The organism is Streptomyces sp. NPDC046203, assembly GCF_040646255.1.
GTDB lineage: Bacteria > Actinomycetota > Actinomycetes > Streptomycetales > Streptomycetaceae > Streptomyces.
In genome coordinates, this window is record NZ_JBEYZX010000028.1 from 69,619 (window position 1) to 90,562 (window position 20,944).

Below are 20,944 nucleotides of genomic sequence, written 5' to 3' on the forward strand. Positions count from 1 at the left end.
TGGACGGTCTCTCGTCGGCAGTATCGGCCTTGCGGCGGTGAAGATCAGGTAAATCTGACAGATGTGCGGCTCGGATCGGCGGGGGCGACGTGCCGGTGCGGCGACCGCCGAGAGGGGCGCCCCCGGATGATCCGGCTCTCCGCCGCTCCCGACCCCCGTTACTTCGGCAGGGCCTTGGCGACCGTCTCCGCCATGACGCGGTAGCCGGCGTCGTTGGGGTGCAGGCCGTCGCCGGAGTCGTAGGCGGGGGCGAGGCGGTCGGGGTCGGTGGGGTCGGCGAGGGCCCGGTCGAGGTCGGCGTAGGCGTCGTACTCTCCCGAGTCGCGGATCCAGTCGTTGACCTCGTCACTGACCTTCGCGGAGTGCGGGCCCCAGTGGTCGCCTCCCTTGAAGGGGAGCAGGGTCGCGCCGACGGCCTTGAGGCCCCTGGCGTGCGCGGCGTCGATCAGTGCGCGGTAGCCGTCGATGAGTTCCTTGGCCGAGACGACGGGCGCGGGCTTGTACATGTACGGGGGGTGCTCGCCCTTGGCGGCCTCGCTGTAGCCGATGTCGTTGAGGCCTTCGAGAACGACGACGGTGGAGACGCCCGGCTGGTCCAGGGCGTCGCGGGAGAAACGGGCGGAGGAGCGTTCGCCGAACCAGGCCGAGTCGTTGAGGACGAGGTTGCCGCCGATGCCCTCGTTGACGACGGGGCGCCCGGTGAGCTCGGTCAGGACGTCGGTGTAGCGGTGGTTGGCGTTGGGAGTCGAGGCGAAGCCGTCGGTGATGGAGTCCCCGAAGGCGACGATCCCGTTCTTGCCGTTCTTCTGCTTGTCGTTCGCGTGTCCGGTGGCGCCCGCGTGGTCCGCCGCGCCGACTTCGACGCCGGAAAGGTAGTACCAGGACTGGGTCTTGTCGGTGTAGGCGGCACTCGAGGCATCGGCGCGGTGGTCGCCGTCCGCGCGGTAGGTGTCGGTCCATCCTTGGGAGTGGAAGGTCGCGGGGCCCGTGGTTCCCTCGAAGTAGAGGGTGATCGAGACGGATTCCAAGGGCTTGAGGTCCAACGAGGCCGCGTCGCTGCGCAGTTCGCCGTGCGCCGGTATCGCGACCGAGTGCCGGCCGCCGAAGGTGAGCGGGCGGAGGGAGTCCTTCTCGACGGCCGCGCCGCGCGTGGTGCGCGCGATCGTGGCGCCCGTGATCTTCAGCGGGGATGTGCCGTAGGCGTTGGACAGCCGGATCCTGACCGCGTCGCCGCCGTCGGTGACGCGGACGACCTGACGTACGGACTGGTGGGAGAAGCCCTCGCGTGACCAGTTGGGAGTGAAGCCCTCGCTGGGGAGCTGAGGGGAGGCGCCCCAGGCGGCGGACCAGTCGACGGGGCGGGTCCGGCTCGTACCGGCCGCGCCCGGGTGGGCCAGGAACCCGACCGCGAGGGCCCCTGCGACGAGAGGGGCGGCGACGAGGCGAAGGGAGGGGCGAAGGGCGGGGCGAGACTTCACGGCGAACTCCTAATGGGGCCTGCGTTCCGTTAACTTGAGGCGAGCGTAACAGGCTATCGCCAACTAATGGAACCCTGGATCCATTTAGTGGTGTTGCTGGGTGGAGGACGACTTCCCGGCGGTGGATATGCGAGAAGCCGACCCCCGTCCGGATGGACGGGGGTCGGCTTCTTGGTCGCACCTGCGCATGGCGGGTGCGGGCTCTGCGCTGCCCGGCCCTGGGCTCGGCCTGATGCGGCCTTCCAGGGTGCGGTCGCGGGAGCGGAGAGATCGTCAGGGGGTGGTCCGGGTGCCTCCATCCGGGCCGGCCGGGGTGGCGCCGGTTTCCGCGTCGTCGCGCAGGGCGCGGGTCTCACTCTTGAGGATGCGCAGGGACTTGCCCAGGGATCTCGCCGTGTCCGGCAGCCTCTTCGATCCGAAGAGTGCGATGAACGCGATCACCACGAGCAGCAGATGCCACGGTTCCAGTGCGTTGCGGAGCATTTGGCCACTTCCTTCTCGTCCGCTCGGGCAGCGCGCCGCTCGCTCGTCTTCGAGTCGACGCTTGCTTTGTTGCGCAAGTGTATAAGCGGGTGGGGGCGTCATGGGGAGAGGGTCCGGCGGACGGATTCGCCTCGGGCATGTCCTGTTTCTTCGCGGGCCGCCGGCGCATGCCGGAAGGCCGGCCTTGGTGCTCGTGGCGTGGCGTGGCGTGGTGTGGGCATGGGCGCGGAGTTTCGGTGTCAGAGGGCGCGGACACGCCGGGTCCGGACGGAGGCTCAGCCGGGCAGGGCAATGAGCAGGACGAGCGTGGCCAGGACGAGGGCGGCTGCCACGGGGAGGCCCACCATCCGGTGGCGCCGGTCGCCCACCGTGGCCAGCGCGAAGCAGCCGGACCAGACTCCGCCCGCGACGGTGGCGGCCCACATACCGCCGGTCGCTTGCGCGACACCGAGCAGAACCGGCGCGAAGACGACCGTCGGCGGTATGACCGCGATCCTCGGCCGGATGTCCAGCACCTTGTAGACGACGGCCAGGACGGTCAGGGCCGCCGCGAAGGCGACGGGGATCGCGGCCCAGTCCCACCACGTCCAGCACAAGCCGTCGACGGCCGCACAGCTCTGCCCGTGCCGGCGGTCCGTCGCGGCGAACAGGGAGCACGCGGCCAAGGCCACCGACCCACCGGTGACGGCGGCCCCGGCCGCCCGCAGGGGCACCGGCAGGGGTTCCGAGTATGGGGTGTTCATGCCGGAACACTCACAGGTCCGGAGGTCAGGGGCCTGAGTCGATGTACTCAGATTTCGAAAGCTCCATTGTCCCTTCGTCCCTTCGTCCCTTCGTCCCTTCGTCCCTTCGTCCGCCCACCTCAGGTGGTGAGGTACCGCTCAAGGGCCGGGCCGGTCAAGGCGATGACGGCAGCGTCTGCTGCGCCTCTCGCGGGAAGATGAGCCCGGTCCGCTTCGTCGCGGAGGGCCACGGGCATGTCCGTCGGGGTGACACTCGCTCCGAGGCGGTCCATCAGCGCGGCCAGGATGTCGAAAAATTGACCCGGTGGGAAGCGGCTGACGGTGATGCAGAAATCATTGACGTCCACGTCGACCTCGTGACCGTCGGCAGTCCGGAGCAGCACGCCGTTTCTGATGTCCTCGGCAGCGGCGGCGATGTACGGCGACAGGACTTCCCGGACGAGCTCCAGGTCAAGGGGCTCAGGTTCGCCGTTCCGGTAACGGAGTACGAACAGGGTTCGGCTCATTCTTTGATCCTCACCAGAGTGTTTCCGAGACGACGTGAGTGATGTCTTTCGGCCCACCGCCCCGTTGCCCGCTGTCGGTCAGCCGAGACTGCGGCGGACTGGCCCTTGATTTCTGTGCCCCGGCCCGGGAGCCGGGCGGGGCGGGACCCGTCGAGGACCGGCCCGCGCGGGCTCACGCCCGCGCCCCCCACGGACGGCGCCTGGTCGCGCGCGGCCCTCGGCGGGAGCTCGTAGCCTTGCTCCATGGCGGAAGCCACCTCCGGCGGCGGGCCGGACGAGAGCCAAGGGAAGGGTGACTCCTCCGCGCGAACCCCTTCCGGCGGCCCGGCGCCCACGGAACCCGAGGCCGAGGCCGAGGACGACTCCGGAGCCGGCCGGTTTCCGGTGTGGACCAAGGTTCTCGGCTGGTGCGGGGTCGCCGGGCTGATCTATCTGCTGATCTGTGCCGTGAGCATCATCAGCCGAGGCTTCGCGGGGCTGGGCAGCGACGCGGCGCACGCCATGTTCGCCTTCGCCGCCAACCCCTGGGTCGGGCTGAGCGTCGGCGTGCTCGGTACGGTCCTGATCCAGTCCTCGACCACGACGACGGCCATCGCCGTCACCGCCGTGGGCTCGGGCGCGCTGCCCATCCAAGGAGCGATCCCCATCATCCTGGGCGCGAACGTCGGCACCACCGTGACGACGAGCCTGGTCGCGCTGACCTTCGTCCGAAACCGCGCGGAGTTCCGCAGGGCGCTGGGCGCCTCGACCGTCCACGACTTCTACAACTGGCTCGCGCTGCTGATCTTCTTCCCCATCGAGCTGATCTGGCATCCACTGCAACACCTCAGCGGGGCGCTGACCCACGCGCTGTACGGCACGGACTGGCTGCCGAATCCGTCGCACTTCAACTTCATCCGGGCGGCCACCAGGCCCGTGGAACACGGAGTGATCCACGCGACCACGCACATCAGCAGCACCCTCGGCCCGCTGTTCACCATCGTGATCGGCGCCGCGCTGATCCTGGTCGCCGTCCGCTACCTGGGAAAACTGCTCAAACTCCTCATGGTCGGCAGAGCCCGCGACATCCTGATCCGGGCCGTCGGCCGCAACGCCTACCTCGCCATGGCGTCGGGCATGGGAGTCACCGTCGTCACCCAGTCCTCGACCATCACCACGTCCGTGCTGGTCCCCTTCGCCGGAACGGGCATCCTGACGCCGGCGCAGGTGTATCCCGTTGTCGTCGGCTCCAACCTCGGCACCACGTTCACGGTGGTCTTCGCGGCGTTCGCGGGCGTCGGGCCGGACGCGGAGATCGGCCTGCAGGCGGCCTTCGTCCACCTGGTCTACAACCTCTTCGCGATCGTCGTGATCTATGTGATTCCGTTCCTGCGCCCCGTGCCGTTGTTCTGTGCCGAGAACCTCGCCCGTGTCGCCTCCGAGCACCGATGGGTCCTCGCCGTCTACCTCGGCACCGTCTTCATCGCCCTGCCCGCCCTGGTCATCGTGCTGGTGGGCGTGGTCTGAGGAGCCGCACGGCGGCGGGCGGCGCGAGGTCAGAGGTACCGGAGCGTGAATTCCGGACTGGCGAACACGCCGCCCTGCGGTTCGCTGCCGTCCTCGTCCCCTTCCTGGGCCAGGCGCGGAGCGAAGGGCTCCGAGTCGTCCACGGGCGTGTATCCCAGAGCCGTCGCGGCCTCCAGGTCCCAGAACCGGCGCTTGTTGGCGGAGACGGCGTAGACGGCCGCGAAGCCGATGTCCGGAGCGGTGAGAGCGGCCCGGACGAAGCCGAGACAGTCCCGCGGGCTCAGCCAGGTGGCGAGATGGCGCGGCTCGCTCGGCACGGGCTCGAAGCTCCCGATGCGCAGACAGACGACGGACAGACCGAACTTGTCCGCGTACAGACGCCCCAGGGCCTCGACCGCCACCTTGCTCATCCCGTAGAGCCCGTCGGGTCGCGGCGGCATCTCGGGCGTGACCGTCGTCGAGACCGGATAGAAGCCGGTGAGCCGGTTGCTGCTGGCGAGAACGACCCGCCCCACCCCCTGCCGGCGGGCACCCTCCAGCACATGGTGGGTCCCCAGCACATTGCCTTCCAGCAGCTCCGGCAGCGGCGCTTCGTCCGGCACTCCGCCCAGGTGCACCACGGCGTCCGCGCCTTCCAGGGCGGCGGTCACCGCGTCGGGGTCGAGCAGGTCGAACCGCCGGACCTCCTCGACGGGCGACTGCGCGGTGAGGGCGACGCGGTCGGCCAGCACCAGACGTTCCGCTTCTTCGCGCAGGCCGAGCCGTATCGCCGATCCGATGCGTCCGGCCGCGCCGGTGATCACCACGGTCCCGAGATTCGTCTTCATGGCGGCAAGTGTGCCCCAGGTCACTGACAGTCGGACCGTACGTGATCCTCCCGACCGCGATATTTCCGCCCGCGATTCTTTCGTACGGGCTCTCGCTGATGCGAGGACACGGAGGGGCGTGCAGGGGGAGTGGAGGGAGTGGAACAGCGCGGGGGAAGCCTCCCAGGGCGGTCGGCGATCATCGCGTGGCGGCGTCGGGCCGGTGGCGGGACCATGGAAGGGAGAACGGTCGCGCGGTACTCACGCGCGGCGAAGGGCACGAGGAGGCAGGCCATGACACGGCACCTCGAGTGGAAGGTCGGCCTGGACCTGGTCGAGGACGGCGGCAGGACCAAGGCGAAGGCCCGCCTGGACACCGGTACGTCGACCCTCACCGGACACGGCTCCGCCCGGTGCAACCCGGCAGACGCGGACGTACCGGCGATCGGCGACGAGCTGGCCGCCGGGCGGGCCATGAAGGACCTGGCCGGTCAGCTCATGAGAGAGGCCGACCGGGGGATGGAGGCCGCGGGCGCCGGCACCGTGCCACGGCGCACCGGCCCGGGATACGGCTGGCCCGAGGCGGCCCAGTAGCCCGGCGGCCTACGAATCGGTCGGCGCGGGCGCGTCCTCGTACGTGAGCCGGTCCACGACCTCCACCACGCCGTCCACGTCCTCGCACAGCCGCAGGAAGATCGGCGCGAGGCTCTTGCGCGGCAGGACCCCGCTGAGGGTGACCCGGCCCTCCGTGACGTCGATGTGCAGGGAGGCGGGGGAGAGCCGGAGGATTCGGGTGACCACGTCCTCCACGATCTCCTCCTGGATGGACCGGTCCCGCCGCAGGAACAACTGGAGCAGATCGCTGCGGCTGAGCACCCCGATCAGCTGCCCCTGCGGGTCCACCACCGGCAGCCGCTTCACGCGGTGCCGCTCCATGACCCGGGCCGCCTCCACGGCCGTCCAGGACGGGCGGGCCACGACCACGGGGCTCGTCATCATCGCCTCGGCACTGCTGGGACCGTCCTTGACGGTGTGCCGCCGCATGAGGTCCGCCTCGGAGACGACGCCGATGGGCCGGTTCGCCTCGTCGACCACGGGGACGGCGGTGATGCCGTACTCGTCGAGCAGCCGGGCGATCTCCTTGAACGGAGTCCCCCGCTGCACCGCGACCGCGGTCGGTGTCATGAGGTCGGCGACGTTGCGGTGCCTCATCTTCGATCCCGTCCCTTCTCGGATCCTTTGTCCATGATCCCTCACGGGCAGGGGTCCGCGGGACGGGGGCCGCACGGATCTGGCCAGGGAGGCCGGATCGCGGTCAGGAGCCCGGTGCGGTCTCAAAGGAACCCGGGGCTGTCGTACCCGGCGCACCCGGCGAACCCGGTGCGGTCGGCGCGGCCGGTGCGGTCGGCGCGGCCGGTCTCAGGAGCCCGGTGTGCCGGGGGACGGGGAGGACGCCGGGGGCGGCGTGGCCCGGGGGGCGGTCGGCTCGGGCAGGTTGTAGACGTGCCGGGGCGTGACGATCCGGGTGATCGCCTGGCCGAAGAGGGTGCTGGGCTCGGTCTGGTTCACCTGGATGTCCGTGTTGAGCAGGACGACCAGGGTCGCCTGGTGCTCGGGCAGGTAGAGCGTCAGGGACTCGTACCCGGGCAGCGAGCCGTTGTGGCCGATCCAGCCCTGTACGTTGAAGATGCCGAGGCCGTACCCGGTGCCGGGGATCCCGGACGGCGGGGTCTTCAGGCGTTCCGCCTGGGTGTGCGTGCTCAGCAGGGTGCCGGTGGCGACCACCCGGGCCCAGGTGCGCAGGTCCGGGAGGTCGGAGATCATGGCCCCGGCCGCCCAGGCCCAGGACGGGTTCCAGTCGGTGGCGTCCTCGACCCGCCCCGAGGCGGTCTGGTCGGTGTAGCCGCGGGCGTGCGGCTGGGGGAACGCCGCGTCCGTCGGCAGGAAGGTGTGCCGCAGACCGGCCCGTCCGGTCACGTTCTTCGCCAGGAACTCGTTCAGCGGCATCCCGCCGGCCTTCTCGACCACGAGACCCAGCAGAACAGCGTTGGTGTTGCTGTACTCGAACTTCTGGCCGGGCTGGAAGTTCACCGGATGCCGGAAGGAGTAGGACAGCAACTCCTGTGGTGTGAACGGGCGTCGGGGATCGGTGGTGAAGGCCTTGAAGAAGGCGTTGTCCGCCGTGTAGTTGAACAGGCCGCTGCGCATGTCGGCGAGCTGGCGCAAAGTGATGCGGTCGCCGCCCGGCACACCGTCGACGTACTTCCCGATCGGGTCGTCGAGGCCGACCTTGCCCCTGTCCACCAGTTCGAGCAGGGCGGTCACCGTGAAGGTCTTGGTCTCGCTGCCGATCCGCATGTTGAGGCCGGGGGTCATCGACCGTCCGCTCTGCTTGTCGGCGACGCCGAAGGAACGGATGTACTCGCCCTTGCCGGGGGCCGACAGGGCCACGATGACACCCGGGACATGCGCCTGCCGCATGACATGCTGTATGGCGCCGTCGAGTTGGCCGGTGACCGAGCGGTCGAGCGTGGCGAACGTGTCGCCCGCCGGCGGGGTCGGAGTCGGGGGCGGAGACGGCGGTTGCGGCGTCGCGAGAGCGGCGGAACCGGGCGGCGTGTACGGGCCGCCGACCGGCGTACCGTACGCCGGGTGCGCGAGGGCGGGCAGCGACAGCGCCCCCGCCAGAACCGCGCCGACGCAGAACCTGCGCCGGCGCGCCGTCGTCGGATTCCTCACGGCAGTCCTCCTGCCTGACGAGGGCGAAGTGCTCTCCCAAGGCTAGGCCCGCACCCCTGGTCGCGCGCGGCGAGTCCGACGCCCCCTCGCCACCGCGCCCGACAGCCCGGCCCGAGCCCTGGATCCGCCTACCCGCCCGTGCGCCGGGCCCGTGTCCCTTCAGGCTCGCGCACCTCCCGGCCCGCGGCCCCGAGGGCGGAGGACAGAGCCCGCTTTCACGCCAGGTCGAGCACCTTGCGCAGCGCCGCCACCGCGTGGTCGCGGTGCCGGTCCAGCCACTCGACCAGGGCTTCCGGGTCGCCCGCGGAGACCGCCGCGACGACCTCCCGGTGCTCGTCGACGGCGAGCGCGCGGTGCGGGTCCTCCGCGTAGTAGAGGGCGCGGTACGCGTCGGTCGCGTCCCACAGGGTGGCGATCAGGCGCACCAGGCGCGGCATGCCGGACGCCTCGATCAGGGCGAAGTGGAAACGCCGGTTGGCCCCGGCCATCGCGCAGACGTCCCCCGCGTCCGCCGCCCGCTCCACCTCCCGCTGGATCCGCTCCAGGGAGCCGGCGAGCGAGTCCGGCCGCCGGGCGAGGGCCGCGAGCACCGCCTCGGTCTCCAGGATCCGGCGGATCCGGTAGATCTCCTCCAGGTCCGCGAGCGACAACTCGGCGACGAAATAACCCCGGTGGACGTGGTGCACCACAAGCCCCTCCGCCTCCAGGGACTTCAGCGCCTCGCGCAGCGGAACCCGGCTGACGTCCAGCCGGGCCGCCAGTGCGTCCTGCCGGATCGGGTCGCCCGGCCGCAGTTCGCCGGTGGTGATGGCGCGCCGCAGCTCGGCGAGGACGAACTGCTGGGCGGTCGGGGGCCGTTTCCGCTCCACCGTGCTGCTCATCGACTGTGGCCTTTCGCTCGCTGGAGTGGCGTTCATTCTCTGACGGGCCGCTCGCCGGACCGGTCTTCGGTACGGTCGCCGAGCTTCTCGCCGAGCCGCTCGCCGGGAAGCCCGGCCCTCGCGAGTCCGGTCTCCGCCGGCCCCGTATCAGTGAGCCCGGCCTCCGCCAACTCGGCCAGGACCTCGGCGGTGTGCTCGCCCAGACGCGGGGGAGCGGAGTGGTAGACGGCCGGGGTGTCCCCGAAGGTGACCGGGTGGGCGACCTGGCCGGGGCCCGCCTCCGTCTCGGCCAGCCGGGCCCCGAGCCCGAGCCGGTCGGCGAACGCGAAGGCGCCGGCGAGGTCGTTGATCGGTCCGCACGGCACCCCGGCCGCCGTCAGCTCCTCGAACCAGGCGTCGGCGGTACGGCCGGCGAGCGGCCCGGCCAGCGCGGCGGTCAGCTCCTCCCGGTGCGCGACCCGGGCCGTGTTGGTGGCGTACCGGGGGTCGTCGGCGAGCCCGGGGCTGCCGATCCGCGCGCACAGCGTGCGGAACTGCCGGTCGGTCCCGACGGCGAGGACCAGCGGCCGGTCGCTCGCCTCGAACACCTCGTACGGCGTGATGCTGGGATGCCGGTTGCCCAGGGGACGCGGAACGGTCCCCGTGGCGAGGTGGGCGGCGGCCTGATTGGTGAGCGCGGACAGCAACGAGGTCAGCAGGGAGACCTCGATCCGCTGGCCCCGGCCGGTGCGTTCACGGTGTCGCAGCGCGGCGAGGACGCCGAGCCCGGCGTGCAGACCGGTGACGATGTCGACGAGCGCGACACCCGCCTTGGTGCCGGGGCCGCCTGGCTCGCCGGTCACGCTCATCAGCCCGCCCATGGCCTGCACCAGCAGGTCGTAGCCGGGCAGATGGGCGCCCCCGTCCGAACCGAAGCCGGTGACGGAGCAGTAGACGAGGCCGGGATTGGAGGCCCGGACCTGCTCGTAGCCGAGGCCGAGCCGGTCCATGGTGCCGGGGCGGAAGTTCTCCACGAGGACGTCGGCGCGGTCGACGAGCGCGCGGGCGGCCGCCAGGCCCTCCGGATCGGTCAGATCGAGGGCGATGGACCGTTTGTTGCGGTTCACCCCGAGGAAGTAGGTGGCCTGCCCGTCCGCGAACGGCGGGCCCCAGGTCCGGGTGTCGTCGCCGGTGCCGGGACGTTCGATCTTGACGACCTCGGCACCGAGGTCGGCGAGCAGCATCGTCATGTACGGCCCGGCGAGGACCCGCCCGAAGTCCGCGACCACGAGGCCCGACAGGGCGCCCGGTACGAGCGCGCCGGGCCCGGCCGGCTCCTGCCGCGCGGGCCGTTCCGGCTGCCAGGGCTCTTCCGGACGCTGAGGCCCTTCCGGACGCTGAGGCTCTTCCGGCCGGTCCGGAGCGTCCGACCGGGCCGGAGTGTCCGGCTGTGCCGGGTCGTCGGGCTGTGCCGGTTGTTCCGCGTGCACTTCCGCTCTCCTTCGTCGGCGACGGGTCGGCCATGCGTCGGTGATCGGTGATCGGATCCAAGCGGAACGTACGGGGAGAGGGCCGGATATTCAATACTGGATCCAATATCCGAACTGGGGCTAGGCTGCGGCTCGCCGAGTCGCCACAGCAGCACCGCAGCCAGGAGGCCGTTCGTGAAGTCGTCGCCGCAGTCGCCCCGTTCGTCGCAGTCCTCGCCCGTCCATCCGCTCGATCTGCTCGCGATCGACGGGCTGCTCACCGACGAGGAGCGGGAGATCCGCCAGACCGTACGGGCCTTCGGCGAGCGCGAGTTGCGCCCGCACGTCGCCGAGTGGTTCGAGAGCGGCTCGATCCCCGCCCGCGAACTCGCCCGTTCCCTCGGCGGACTCGGCGTCCTCGGCATGCACCTGGAGGGCTACGGCTGCGCGGGCACCAACTCCGTCGCGTACGGCCTGGCCTGCATGGAACTGGAGGCCGTCGACTCCGGACTGCGCTCGCTGGTCTCCGTCACCGGCTCGCTCGCCATGTACGCCATCTGGAAGTACGGCTCCGAGGAGCAGAAGCGGCACTGGCTGCCGGGCATGGCCGCCGGCGAGTACCTCGGCTGCTTCGGTCTGACCGAGCCCGACGCCGGTTCCGACCCGGGCGCCATGCGCACCCACGCCAAGCGCGACGGCACGGACTGGGTGCTCAACGGCACCAAGATGTGGATCACCAACGGCTCCGTCGCCGATGTCGCCGTCGTCTGGGCCCGCACCGAGGACGGCGTGCGCGGCTTCGTCGTGCCGACCGACACGCCCGGCTTCAGCGCGCCCGAGATCAAGCGGAAGCTGTCCCTGCGCGCCAGCGTCACCAGTGAACTCGTCCTGGAGGACGTACGGTTGCCCGCCGACGCGATGCTTCCGGAGGCCCGCGGCCTGTCCGGCCCGCTCGGCTGTCTCAACGAGGCCCGCTTCGGCATCGTCTTCGGCGCCCTCGGCGCCGCCCGCGACTGCCTGGAGACGGCGCTCTCGTACGCGGCCGACCGCACCGTCTTCGCCCGGCCGCTCTCCTCGTACCAGCTCACCCAGCAGAAGCTCGCCGACATGTCCCTGGAGCTGGGCAAGGGCATGCTGCTCGCCCTCCACCTCGGCCGGCTCAAGGACCAGGGCGTCCTCACGCCCGAACAGATCAGCGTCGGCAAGCTCAACAATGTCCGCGAGGCCATCGCCGTCGCGCGCGAGTGCCGCACCATCCTCGGCGCCAACGGCATCACCCTGGAGTACCCGGTGCTGCGCCACGCCAACAACCTGGAGTCCGTCCTCACCTACGAGGGGACGAGCGAGGTGCACGCCCTGGTCATCGGCAAGGCGCTCACCGGCGAGCAGGCCTTCCGCTGACGGGTACGGGACCGTACCGCGCACACCACACCTTGCACACCGCCGGCCGCCGACCACGAGGCGCGGTCGGCGGTCGGCGGGGCGCGAAGGGGGTCCTAACCGGCGAGGATCCGGTTCACGAAGGCGTCGAGATTGCCCGTCATCCGGGCCACCTGCTCCTCCAGCGACAGCGACTCCTCGTGGCGGCCGGCCCGCAGCTTGGGCTGGCGCACCCCGCGCACGTACAGCGGGCACGCGAGATCGGCGCAGAGATACTGGCCGATCGTGTTGCCCTCGCGGCCCCGGGGGCCCGCCAGCGGGGCCGCGAGCAGTGTGACGCCCGAGGCGGCGTGCGAGGTCAGGCAGATCTGGCACATGCTGGACTTCGTCACGCTGGTCCGGCCGGCGGCCGGAACCCGCAGCGTGACGCCGACCGGGCCGTCGGGACGGGAGACGACGAGATGGGCGCGCAGCGGCGCGCCCGGATCGACCCAGCCGAGGAAGTCCAGCTTGGGCCACGGCAGCTCGGCGAAGTCGAGCGGCAGTCTCATCCGGGCCGCGTCACCCTTCGTGCAGTTCACGAAGGACGAGCGGATCTCTTTGTCGGTCAGTGCGTCCACTCGGCCGACCGTACACACTGCGCCGCCGCCCGGGCCATTCGTTTCTCGGCCCGCGCGGGTGACGGCGGTGCCGGGGCCCGGGGGTACTGGGCCGCCGGGGCACGGGTACGGGTACGGGTCAGCCGGCGTCCTCGGCGGCGGGCGCCGTCCCCGTGACTCCTCCCGGGGCCGGGGCCGGGGCCGGGGCCGGGGTGCCGGGTGACCCGGGGGACGGCGGAGGCGGTGTCGCTTCGGTGGGTGTCGCCGGTGGTGCGGTCGGCGCGGTCGGCGCGGTCGTTGGGGGCTCGGGTGCCGGGCCGGTCGGCGAGGTGCCCGGCGGGGTCGGCTGCGCGGGGGACCCGGGCGCGGTCGGCGAGGCGGGGGACGCGGGCGAGGTGGCAGCCGTCGGGGACGGCGAAGGCGACGGGGCCGTGGTGGGCCGGTCGCGTGCACCCGTGTCGCCCGGCGGGCGGGCGATCCAGCCGGCCGACCGCTCGTCGTGGATCACGAAGACTGCGATCGGCTTGGCCGCCGGCCGCACCACGACCACATTGCTCGCCCGGTAGCCGGGCCAGGGCGTGCCCACCTGCTTCGGCGACTTCTGTGCCACCGGCGGGGTCAGCGGATTGCCGCAGGCGCAGCGGACCCGGGGGACGCCCCGGTCGTCGACGAGCACCGCCGTGCCCGCCTGGAGCACCGCCTGGAAGGCCACCGGACGGCCGTCGCGGTAGCCGTGGTTGGTGACCCGGGTGTCCACCCGCAGCTGGACCGGTGTCAGGGACCGCAGATAGTCCGGGACCTCCCCGGCTGTACGTCCGAGGACCGAGGCGAACGCGGCGGTCTTGGCCGGCTCCTCGGTGAGGTAGCTGATCTGGCGTTCGACGTCACAGCTGGCGATGTGGCGGGTGCCCCCGTAGAGCCCGGGCGTCGACCCCTGCACACTGCGCGCCGCGTAGGCGGTGGTGCCGCTGGGGCTGGGGAGTGCCGGGGGCGACTCCGTCGTGCCCTGGGTGTGGGCCGTGGAACGGGTGAAGGGGTCGGGGCCGGCCGAGGAAGTGCTCTGCAGGAACACCTCGCCGCCTGGCGCCGCCTGGTTCGATCCGCCCCCGCCACCCCCGCCGCGCTGGGTGAGGACGACGACGAGCGCGACCACCGCCACCAGGACCGCGGCCAGCGAGGTGACTTTGGGTACGGAACGCCACCAGGGGCCCCCGCCTCCGCCGCCTCCCGCGCCTCCTCCACCGCGCGCGGCGCCCCCGCCCGTACCGCCACCCCCGCCCGTACCGCCGCCGTCACCCCTGCCGCCTCGGCCCGCGCCTTTGCCCGTACCGTCGTCGGACGGCGGCCCGGCGGCCGGCGGGGGAGCGGCCGGGCCGGGCCGCGCGCCACGGTCCGAGAGCGGCCCCGACGGCGGCCCCGTGGGAGGCACCGAGGGGCGGTCGGACGGTGGGTGGGGCGTCACGTCGATTCCCTTTCTTCCGTTTTGCGCTCATTGTGTGCGCCGCCCGGAGGCCGCCCGCAAGCGGACCGCATCCGCCCGTATTAGCGTGACCGGGGTGAGCCCACCGCTCCCCGCCCCCGCCGTACCGCCCGCCCCCGCCGACCCGTCCGGGCGTCTCGTCCACGGTCTGACGGCCGCCCTCGGCGCGGTCGTCACCGGCTTCGTGGCCATGGGGGTCACCGCCGCCCTCGGCCTGTGGGCGGCCGGTGCCACCGGACTGCCCGGCGGCGGAGACGCCTTCACCGCCGTCGTCGCCGCGGCCGTCGTGATGGCCGCAGGCGGACAGATCGCACTCGCCGGCGACGCGAGCAGCCTGGCCGGCGCCCGGGGCGAACTCACCGCCATGCCGCTCACCGTCACCCTGGTGGGCGCGCTCGTCACCGGCGCCCTGTTCCTGCGCCCGCTGCGCCACCACGCCGTCGCCCGCGCCCGCGACCTGCTCGCCCTGGCCGTCCCCACCGTCGTGTTCTGGCTGGCCGCGCTCGCCGGCCTGGCCACCCTGGCCCGCCACGACTTCCCGCTCACCTTCGGCGCCGGCCAGAAGCCCGCCGGCGACCTCGGCGAGCTGGTACGGCAGCTTCTCGCCGCCGCCCGCCCCACCATCGGCTTCCGCACCGACCTCGGCCCCACGCTCTGGTACGGCCTGCTGTGGATCCTCGGCGTCCTCGTCGTCGCCGTGCTGGTCTCCCGCCGCACCCCGCTCCCGCCCCGTTTCATCCGCCACCACCGGGCCGTCCGCCCCGCCGCGTCCGCGATCCTGCTGCTGTTCCTCGGATACGTGGCCGTCGGCCTGGTCATCGGGCTCGTCGTCGCCGCCACCAAGGGGCACCCCGCCGAGACCTTCGCCGTGCTGCTCCTCGGCCTGCCGAACGTCTGCTGGCTCGCCCTCGGCGTCGGCATCGGCGGCTCCTGGGAGGGCCGGGCCGAGGGCCCGTTCGGGCTGCCCATGCCGCAACTCCTCGACCGCGTCCTGCGCGGCGGCGACGGCGGCAGGGAGCTGTCGACCGTCGATCTGTCCACCCTCGCCTCCCACGACGGGCGGGCCTGGTGGTTGCTGCCGATCGCCGCCGTGTTCGTGCTCGGCGCGGCGGTCGTCATGGCCGCCCGCTCACCGGCCGGCGTCCGGCCCGGGCGGCACGCCCTGCACCTGGGGGTCGCCTTCGCCGCCGCGATGCTGGTGATCGCCCCGCTGACCCTGGTCGAGGCCCGCTTCGGCCTGTCGGTCATCGGCATCGGAGACCTCGCGGCGCTCGGCGCCGTGGTGCTGCTCCGCCCGCACATCTGGGGCCTGGTCGGTCTCGCCCTGTTCTGGGGGCTCGTCGCCGGATTCCTCGGCGGACTCCTCGCGGCCCCGCTCCGCCGGCGTGCCGGGACCGGGACGCCCTGACCCGTTCAGGCCGTACCCGGGCCCGACAGTGCGGTGGGAGGCGCGGTGCCGGTACGCCGTTCACAGCTCCCGGAACACCGGCCGCGCCCACCCGGGCGGCTCCGGCGGCGGGCCCGGCGCCCCGCCCGTACCGGCCCCCGCGGCGATCCGCGCGTCCGCCCCGGGCATCGCGCCCTCCAGTACGGCCCGCAGCTCCAGGGCGAACTCCAGGCACGTCCCGTACCGCTCCTCGGGCGCCTTGGCCAGCGCTTTCGCCAGCACCGCGTCCACGGCCTCGGGCAGCTCTGCGCGCTCGGCCGACAGCGCGGGCGGCGGATCGTACTGATGTGCCCACAGCAGCGCCATGTCGTCGTCCCGGCGGAACGGCGGCGCCCCCGCCAGCGTCTCGAAGACCACGCACGCCAGGCTGTAGACATCGCAGCGGCCGTCCACCGGTCTGCCGGAGATCTGCTCCGGCGCCACGTAGTCCAGCGTCCCGACGAACTGCCCGACCGTCGTGAACCCGGTCAGCGACAGGGACTTCTTCGTCAGGCCGAAATCGGTCAGGTAGACGTGCTCCGGATGGTCCCGGTCGGTGCCCTCCGCCACCAGGATGTTGCCGGGCTTCACATCCCGGTGCACCAGATCGTGGGCGTGCGCCGCGTCCAGGGCGGAGGCCACCTGCACCGCGATCCGCCCCGCGGCCACCGGCTCCAGGGCGCCCCGCCGGTCGAGCAGAGCCCGCAGGTCGAGCCCGGGGACGTACCGCATCGCGATGTACAGCACCCCCTCCGTCTCGCCCGCCTCGAAGACGGGCACGATGTGCGGGTGGTCGATCGCCGCCGCCACCCGCGACTCGTGCGCGAACCGCCGCCGGAAGGTGTCGTTGCGGGCCAGCTCGGGTGCCAGCAGCTTCAGCGCCACGGTCCGGTCCAGACGCAGATCGCGCGCCCGGTAGACCACGGCCATGCCGCCGCGCCCGATCTCCGCCTCCACGCGGTAGCCGGCGATCCGCCGGCCGATCAGGTCCGACTCCCGGCCGACGGGCAGCCCGGGCCCGGTGCCGCTCATCCGCCCTCACCCCGATCGCCGGGCCGGCCGGGTCGGCCGGGCGAGGGCTCGCGCACCACGCGGGTCGGCTCGTGTACGGGGCCCGGGGCGCGGCCCGGGGCGGGACCGGGGTCCGGTGCGCGTACGGTGTCAGCCCCGCCGGGCGGCCCGGACTCCGTCCCCGCTGCCGGTTCCGTTTCCGGCTTCCGTTCCGTTTCCTGCGCGTCCCCGGGAGCCGGGGCCGATGCCGTCGAGGGCGGCGCCGAGGCCGTGTACGTACCGAGCCCCCTGCCGTCGCAGTACACCCACCGCTCGTGCTCCGCGTCGTACAGCCACAGCGACTCCCCGTCGACGACCATCCCCACCCGCAGCCTCCGGGTGCGCCGCCGGAAGGTCTCGCCGTCCGATCGCCCCGTCGCCAGTTCCTCCGCCGCTCGCCGGTAGCGGGTCAGCGCGTCCGCCGCCCGGCCGATCAGTGGGCGTGGATCGGCCGTCCGGGTGAGGGGACCGCTCGCGGCGGGCGGATCGGCCGGTACGGAGACGAGGAGCCGGGCGTCGACCCAGGTCGACCAGCCGTTCGAGCACAGCACCCGGCCCCAGTCGCCGGCCCGGTCGAGCAGCCGCACCGGCAGGAACGCGTCCAGCGGCTCCGCCGGCAGCGCCGGATCGGGCGCTTCCCAGGTGGGCAGGCCGTCGCGCGGGACCACATGGGTGGGCCGGAAGACCGTCTCGTCCGCCGCGCTCTCCTCGCCGGTCCGCGTCGTCGCGGACTCCGGCGGGTACCCCGGGACGAGCTGGGGCGGCTCGCTGTCGGCGGCGGGCCCGGGGGCCGTGCCTCCGGGTGCCGTGGTCGCGGCTTCCGTCGTACGCGTGGCACCGTCGGCGCCCGTACCTCCCGTATCGTCCGCGCCACCCGTGCCGTCCGTACCGTCCATGCCTTTCAAGGGCGTCCTACCTCCGCATCACGACCGGCTCGTGGCGCCGCAGCAGCCACGCCACCACGAGCCCGAGCACGACGCACAGCGCGACCAGCATGCCCATGTCGAAGAGCCAGGCGCCCACCGTGTGCGCCATCAGCGGGTCCGCCGTTCGCGGGCCCGGCACGGTCGCGTGGATGTCGATCGTCGCGCCCATCGCCGCGAACGCCCACCGGGACGGCACCAGCCAGGCCAGCTGCTCCAGGACCGGGGTGCCCCGTACGTCAAGGAGCGCTCCGCAGAAGACCACCTGCACGATCGCGAGGAGGACGAGCAACGGCATCGTCACCTCCTCCTTGCGCACCAGGGCGGAGACGAACAGCCCGAGCATCATCGCGGTGAACGCGAGCAGCGCCACCGCCAGGGTCAGCTCGACCAGCGGTGGCAGGAGCACACCCCGGCCGCCGGGGGTGTCGAGCGGGACGCCGACGAGGGCCACCAGGGTCAGGACCACCGCCTGCACGACCGTGACCGTGCCGAGGACGACCACCTTCGACATCAGATACGCGGAGCGGGACAGGCCCACGGCTCTCTCACGTCGGTAGATGGAACGTTCCTTGACCAGCTCGCGCACCGCGTTCGCCGCGCCCGTGAGCACCCCGCCCACACAGAGGATGAGCAGGACGTTCATGGTGGAGTCGGCGTTCAGGCGGCCCTCGGACAGGGCGCGGGCCATCGCGCCCATGACGAACGGCAGCGCCACCATGATGACCAGGAAGGTCCGGTCGGCGGACAGTGCCGCCGCGTACCGCCGGACGAGGGTACGGAGCTGGGAACCCCAGCTCTGCGCCTTCGGCGGCGCGAGCCGCGTGGCCCGCTGTGCCCTCGATACGCCGCCAGGGGGCCGTGTGCCGGGTTCCGGCGCGCCGCCGGGACGTGGTCCGGCGAGCGGAGCGCCGGGCGGCCCGGCGGAGGTGCCCGCCTCCTCGACGTAATGGCGGTGGATCGGGGAGCGGCGGAACAGACCGGCCCAGTCGCGGTCCCGGTCGTGCTCGAATGCCTCGAACGCCTCCGGCCACTGCGTGTAGCCGAAGAAGCCGAGCGCGTCGCCGGGCGGCCCGTAGTACGCGACCCGGCCGCCGGGCGCGAGCACGAGCAGCCGGTCGCAGACGTCCAGACTCAGCACGCTGTGGGTGACGACGATGACGGTACGGCCGTCGTCGGCGAGCCCACGCAACATGTGCATGACCGAGCGGTCCATGCCCGGGTCGAGCCCGGAGGTCGGTTCGTCCAGGAAGAGCAGGGAGGGTTTGGTGAGCAGCTCCAGGGCCACGCTCACCCGTTTGCGCTGGCCGCCGGACAGACTGTGGATGGGCAGCGCGGCCCGTTCCGTCAGCCCCAGTTCGTCGATCACCTCGTCCACCCGGTCGCGTCGCTCGGCGGGGGTCGCGTCCTCGGGGAAGCGCAGCTCGGCGGCGTAGCCGAGGGCCCGGCGGACGGTCAGCTGGAGATGCAGGATGTCGTCCTGCGGGACGAGGCCGATCCGGTGCCACAGCTCGGGATAGTCCTGGTAGAGGTCGCGGCCGTCGTACAGGACGGTGCCCCGGTCGGCGGGGCGCAGCCCGGTGAGCGCGTTCAGCAGGGTCGACTTGCCCGCGCCCGACGGGCCGACGACCGCGAGCAGGCTCTTCTCCCCGACGGGGAAGGACACCCCGTCGAGCAGGGTCTTGCGGCCTCGGTCGACGGTGACGGCCAGTTCCTGGACGTCGAGCGAGACCTCGCCGGTGTCGGTGAACTCGACGAGCGAGCCGTCGATCAGGAAGTACGCGCGGTGTCCGATGCCGACGAGATCCTCGGCGGTCACCCGCGCGTCGGTGACGGGCCGGCCGTCGAGGAAGGTGCCGTTGTGGCTGCCGAGGTCGTGGATGCGGTACGTGCCGTCGGGTTCGGCGATCAGCTCGGCGTGCCGGCGCGAGACGGTCAGATCGTCGATCACCAGGTCGTTGTCGGGGGCCCGGCCGATTCGCACGGTGCGGGCGGGCAGCGGCCGGACGGAGGTGGGGCGGCGGAAGGCGCCGGTGAGGGCGGGGGACGCGACGGCGGCGGAGGAGGGCCGGGGCGGGGAGGGGGCTGCGGCTGCCGGAGCTTCGGTGACCGGCTCCGGTTCGGCGGGCGGTTCCGGCGGCTGCGGCTCGGAGGCGGCAGGTTCGGCGGCCGGCTGATCGGCGCCGGGAGATGCTGGGGCTGGGGCGGGCGGTGACGGCGGTACGGGAGGTGGGGCCGGCGGCGCCGCTTCCCGTATGCGTACGGGCTCGGAGGCCGGGGCGTCGGGTGCGGGGGGAGTGGTCGGTCGCAGAGCCGCCCTCGGACCGTCCTCGCGATGGCCGAAGCGGAGGACCGTTCCCGCGCCGACCACGCTGAGCCCCACCCGATGACCGTCGGCGAACGTGCCGTTCGTACTGTCCTGGTCCTCCAGCGTCCAGTGGCCGCCCACCGCCCGCAGCACCGCGTGGTGCCAGGACACCCGGGCGTCGGCCAGGACGATGTCGCTGGTGGGGTCGCGTCCGATGCGATAGACGCGGCGCGCGTCCAGGACGGTCGCGTCCCCGTCGGTCGTCAGGACCAGGGCGGGCGCGGAGGGCGCGACAGACCGCTCTCCCATACGTCAAGCCTATCGTCGGCGGTCGGACCGTGCCCGGGATGGGCGCCGGTATCGTGAGCGGCCGACCCACCCGCGGCCCGCCCCGGCCGGGGAGCGAAGGAGAACCACCCGTGCCGAAAGGTGTCACCAAGCGCCGGCCCCGTACCCGCGCGGCCCTGCTGCGGGCGGCCCTGGAGACCTTCGCCGAGCACGGCTTCCACGCGGTGTCGATCGAACAGATCTGTGAGCGCGCGGGTTTCACGCGCGGCGCGTACTACTCCAACTTCGCCAGCAAGGAAGAACTCTTCCTGGCCCTCTTCGACGAGCACGGCGCGCGCGTCGTCGAGCGCCTCGCCGCGGCGGTCGATGCGCTCGCACCCGAGGAGTGCACCCTGGAGCGGCTCGCCGAGCTGGTCGCGCGGGTCGAACCGGACGAGCGCGACTGGTATCTGGTGAGCATGGAGTTCACCCTGCACGCCATCCGTGACCCAGGGGCCGCGCGGGTCCTCGCCCGGCACGAGGCCCGGCTGCGCGCCGAGATCGCCCGGGGGCTGGAGCTGGTCGTACGCCGGGGAGGCCGTGAACTCGCCGTGGACGCCGACCGGTTCGCCCGCCTTGTCGTGGCCCTGCGCGAGGGCGCTCTCGCGCAGAGCTATGTCGAACCGGACGTACTTCCGCCGGGCAGTCTCGAACGCGACTTCCTGCCCGGGCTGTTGGAGTCGGTCACCCGGCGGACGTAGGGACGGGCCGTACGGTGGGCGCCGTGCCGCTAGGGCGTGTTTCGAAAGTCCCTCCTGGCCTGCGCCGCCTGGCACGCCCTCCCCCGTAGCCCTTCGGGCACGGGAGGTGCCCCCACGCTGCGTTGTCGGAGTCATCCAAGTACGCCCAGTACGAGGATGA

Annotated in this window: 19 protein-coding genes; 5 read left to right on the top strand and 14 right to left on the bottom strand. The window is 72.7% G+C overall.

The window, feature by feature from the left end:
• Positions 1–158 precede the first annotated feature (158 nt).
• From ABZ990_RS20465 to ABZ990_RS20480, 4 genes are all read right to left on the bottom strand, one after another.
• Positions 159–1,397 carry an SGNH/GDSL hydrolase family protein gene (locus ABZ990_RS20465; RefSeq protein ID WP_361233238.1) on the bottom strand — a complete coding sequence of 413 codons (1,239 nt, stop codon included), beginning with the start codon at positions 1,395–1,397 and terminating at the stop codon, positions 159–161.
• A 354-nt stretch (positions 1,398–1,751) separates the two neighbouring features.
• A complete protein-coding gene (tatA, locus tag ABZ990_RS20470) occupies positions 1,752–1,961 on the bottom strand; it encodes a Sec-independent protein translocase subunit TatA (RefSeq protein ID WP_361233180.1) in 210 nt (69 codons plus the stop codon).
• 275 nt (positions 1,962–2,236) lie between these two features.
• On the bottom strand, positions 2,237–2,704 hold the full coding sequence (locus ABZ990_RS20475) for a hypothetical protein (RefSeq protein ID WP_361233183.1): 468 nt from the start codon (positions 2,702–2,704) through the stop codon (positions 2,237–2,239).
• A 119-nt stretch (positions 2,705–2,823) separates the two neighbouring features.
• On the bottom strand, positions 2,824–3,210 hold the full coding sequence (locus tag ABZ990_RS20480; RefSeq protein ID WP_361233186.1) for a hypothetical protein: 387 nt from the start codon (positions 3,208–3,210) through the stop codon (positions 2,824–2,826).
• A gap of 243 nt (positions 3,211–3,453) precedes the next feature.
• Here ABZ990_RS20480 and ABZ990_RS20485 point away from each other — a divergent pair, with 243 nt between their 5' ends.
• Positions 3,454–4,716 (top strand): Na/Pi symporter, encoded by a 1,263-nt coding sequence (locus tag ABZ990_RS20485; RefSeq protein WP_361233189.1) that lies wholly within the window; start codon positions 3,454–3,456, stop codon positions 4,714–4,716.
• Between the two features lie 29 nt (positions 4,717–4,745).
• Here ABZ990_RS20485 and ABZ990_RS20490 read toward each other — a convergent pair whose 3' ends face one another.
• Complete coding sequence (locus ABZ990_RS20490; protein WP_361233192.1) at positions 4,746–5,543, bottom strand: NAD(P)-dependent oxidoreductase; 798 nt, start codon at positions 5,541–5,543, stop codon at positions 4,746–4,748.
• Between the two features lie 273 nt (positions 5,544–5,816).
• On the opposite strand from ABZ990_RS20490, the gene ABZ990_RS20495 reads away from it, so the two are divergent.
• Positions 5,817–6,116 (top strand): DUF1876 domain-containing protein, encoded by a 300-nt coding sequence (locus ABZ990_RS20495; protein WP_361233195.1) that lies wholly within the window; start codon positions 5,817–5,819, stop codon positions 6,114–6,116.
• 9 nt (positions 6,117–6,125) lie between these two features.
• Here ABZ990_RS20495 and ABZ990_RS20500 read toward each other — a convergent pair whose 3' ends face one another.
• The 4 genes from ABZ990_RS20500 to ABZ990_RS20515 all read right to left on the bottom strand — a co-directional run bounded on the left by ABZ990_RS20500 (position 6,126) and on the right by ABZ990_RS20515 (position 10,422).
• Positions 6,126–6,734 (bottom strand): CBS domain-containing protein, encoded by a 609-nt coding sequence (locus tag ABZ990_RS20500; RefSeq protein ID WP_361233197.1) that lies wholly within the window; start codon positions 6,732–6,734, stop codon positions 6,126–6,128.
• 207 nt (positions 6,735–6,941) lie between these two features.
• The gene (locus tag ABZ990_RS20505; RefSeq protein WP_361233200.1) at positions 6,942–8,261 is read right to left on the bottom strand and encodes a serine hydrolase domain-containing protein; all 1,320 of its coding nucleotides are present in this window, start codon (positions 8,259–8,261) and stop codon (positions 6,942–6,944) included.
• A gap of 215 nt (positions 8,262–8,476) precedes the next feature.
• Positions 8,477–9,142 (bottom strand): GntR family transcriptional regulator, encoded by a 666-nt coding sequence (locus ABZ990_RS20510; RefSeq protein WP_361233203.1) that lies wholly within the window; start codon positions 9,140–9,142, stop codon positions 8,477–8,479.
• 32 nt (positions 9,143–9,174) lie between these two features.
• The gene (locus tag ABZ990_RS20515; protein WP_361233241.1) at positions 9,175–10,422 is read right to left on the bottom strand and encodes a CoA transferase; all 1,248 of its coding nucleotides are present in this window, start codon (positions 10,420–10,422) and stop codon (positions 9,175–9,177) included.
• Positions 10,423–10,785: 363 nt separating this feature from the next.
• On the opposite strand from ABZ990_RS20515, the gene ABZ990_RS20520 reads away from it, so the two are divergent.
• Positions 10,786–11,991: an acyl-CoA dehydrogenase family protein gene (locus tag ABZ990_RS20520; RefSeq protein WP_361233206.1), complete on the top strand. Its 1,206-nt coding sequence runs from the start codon at positions 10,786–10,788 to the stop codon at positions 11,989–11,991.
• 95 nt (positions 11,992–12,086) lie between these two features.
• Here the strand turns inward: ABZ990_RS20520 and ABZ990_RS20525 are convergent, their stop codons facing one another.
• Both ABZ990_RS20525 and ABZ990_RS20530 read right to left on the bottom strand, forming a co-directional pair.
• The gene (locus ABZ990_RS20525) at positions 12,087–12,590 is read right to left on the bottom strand and encodes an FBP domain-containing protein (protein WP_361233209.1); all 504 of its coding nucleotides are present in this window, start codon (positions 12,588–12,590) and stop codon (positions 12,087–12,089) included.
• A 118-nt stretch (positions 12,591–12,708) separates the two neighbouring features.
• Complete coding sequence (locus tag ABZ990_RS20530; RefSeq protein WP_361233212.1) at positions 12,709–13,728, bottom strand: DUF6777 domain-containing protein; 1,020 nt, start codon at positions 13,726–13,728, stop codon at positions 12,709–12,711.
• Between the two features lie 397 nt (positions 13,729–14,125).
• Here ABZ990_RS20530 and ABZ990_RS20535 point away from each other — a divergent pair, with 397 nt between their 5' ends.
• Positions 14,126–15,457 carry a streptophobe family protein gene (locus tag ABZ990_RS20535; RefSeq protein ID WP_361233215.1) on the top strand — a complete coding sequence of 444 codons (1,332 nt, stop codon included), beginning with the start codon at positions 14,126–14,128 and terminating at the stop codon, positions 15,455–15,457.
• 60 nt (positions 15,458–15,517) lie between these two features.
• On the opposite strand, the gene ABZ990_RS20540 is transcribed toward ABZ990_RS20535, so the two are convergent.
• From ABZ990_RS20540 to ABZ990_RS20550, 3 genes are all read right to left on the bottom strand, one after another.
• Complete coding sequence (locus ABZ990_RS20540; RefSeq protein ID WP_361233218.1) at positions 15,518–16,507, bottom strand: serine/threonine-protein kinase; 990 nt, start codon at positions 16,505–16,507, stop codon at positions 15,518–15,520.
• Complete coding sequence (locus tag ABZ990_RS20545) at positions 16,504–17,193, bottom strand: hypothetical protein (RefSeq protein WP_361233244.1); 690 nt, start codon at positions 17,191–17,193, stop codon at positions 16,504–16,506. The genes ABZ990_RS20540 and ABZ990_RS20545 overlap by 4 nt, the downstream gene beginning before the upstream one ends.
• A 244-nt stretch (positions 17,194–17,437) precedes the next feature.
• Positions 17,438–20,065 (bottom strand): FHA domain-containing protein, encoded by a 2,628-nt coding sequence (locus tag ABZ990_RS20550; RefSeq protein ID WP_361233221.1) that lies wholly within the window; start codon positions 20,063–20,065, stop codon positions 17,438–17,440.
• 110 nt (positions 20,066–20,175) lie between these two features.
• Between ABZ990_RS20550 and ABZ990_RS20555 the strand changes: the two genes are divergently transcribed.
• The gene (locus tag ABZ990_RS20555) at positions 20,176–20,784 is read left to right on the top strand and encodes a TetR family transcriptional regulator (RefSeq protein WP_361233224.1); all 609 of its coding nucleotides are present in this window, start codon (positions 20,176–20,178) and stop codon (positions 20,782–20,784) included.
• Positions 20,785–20,944: the final 160 nt, after the last annotated feature.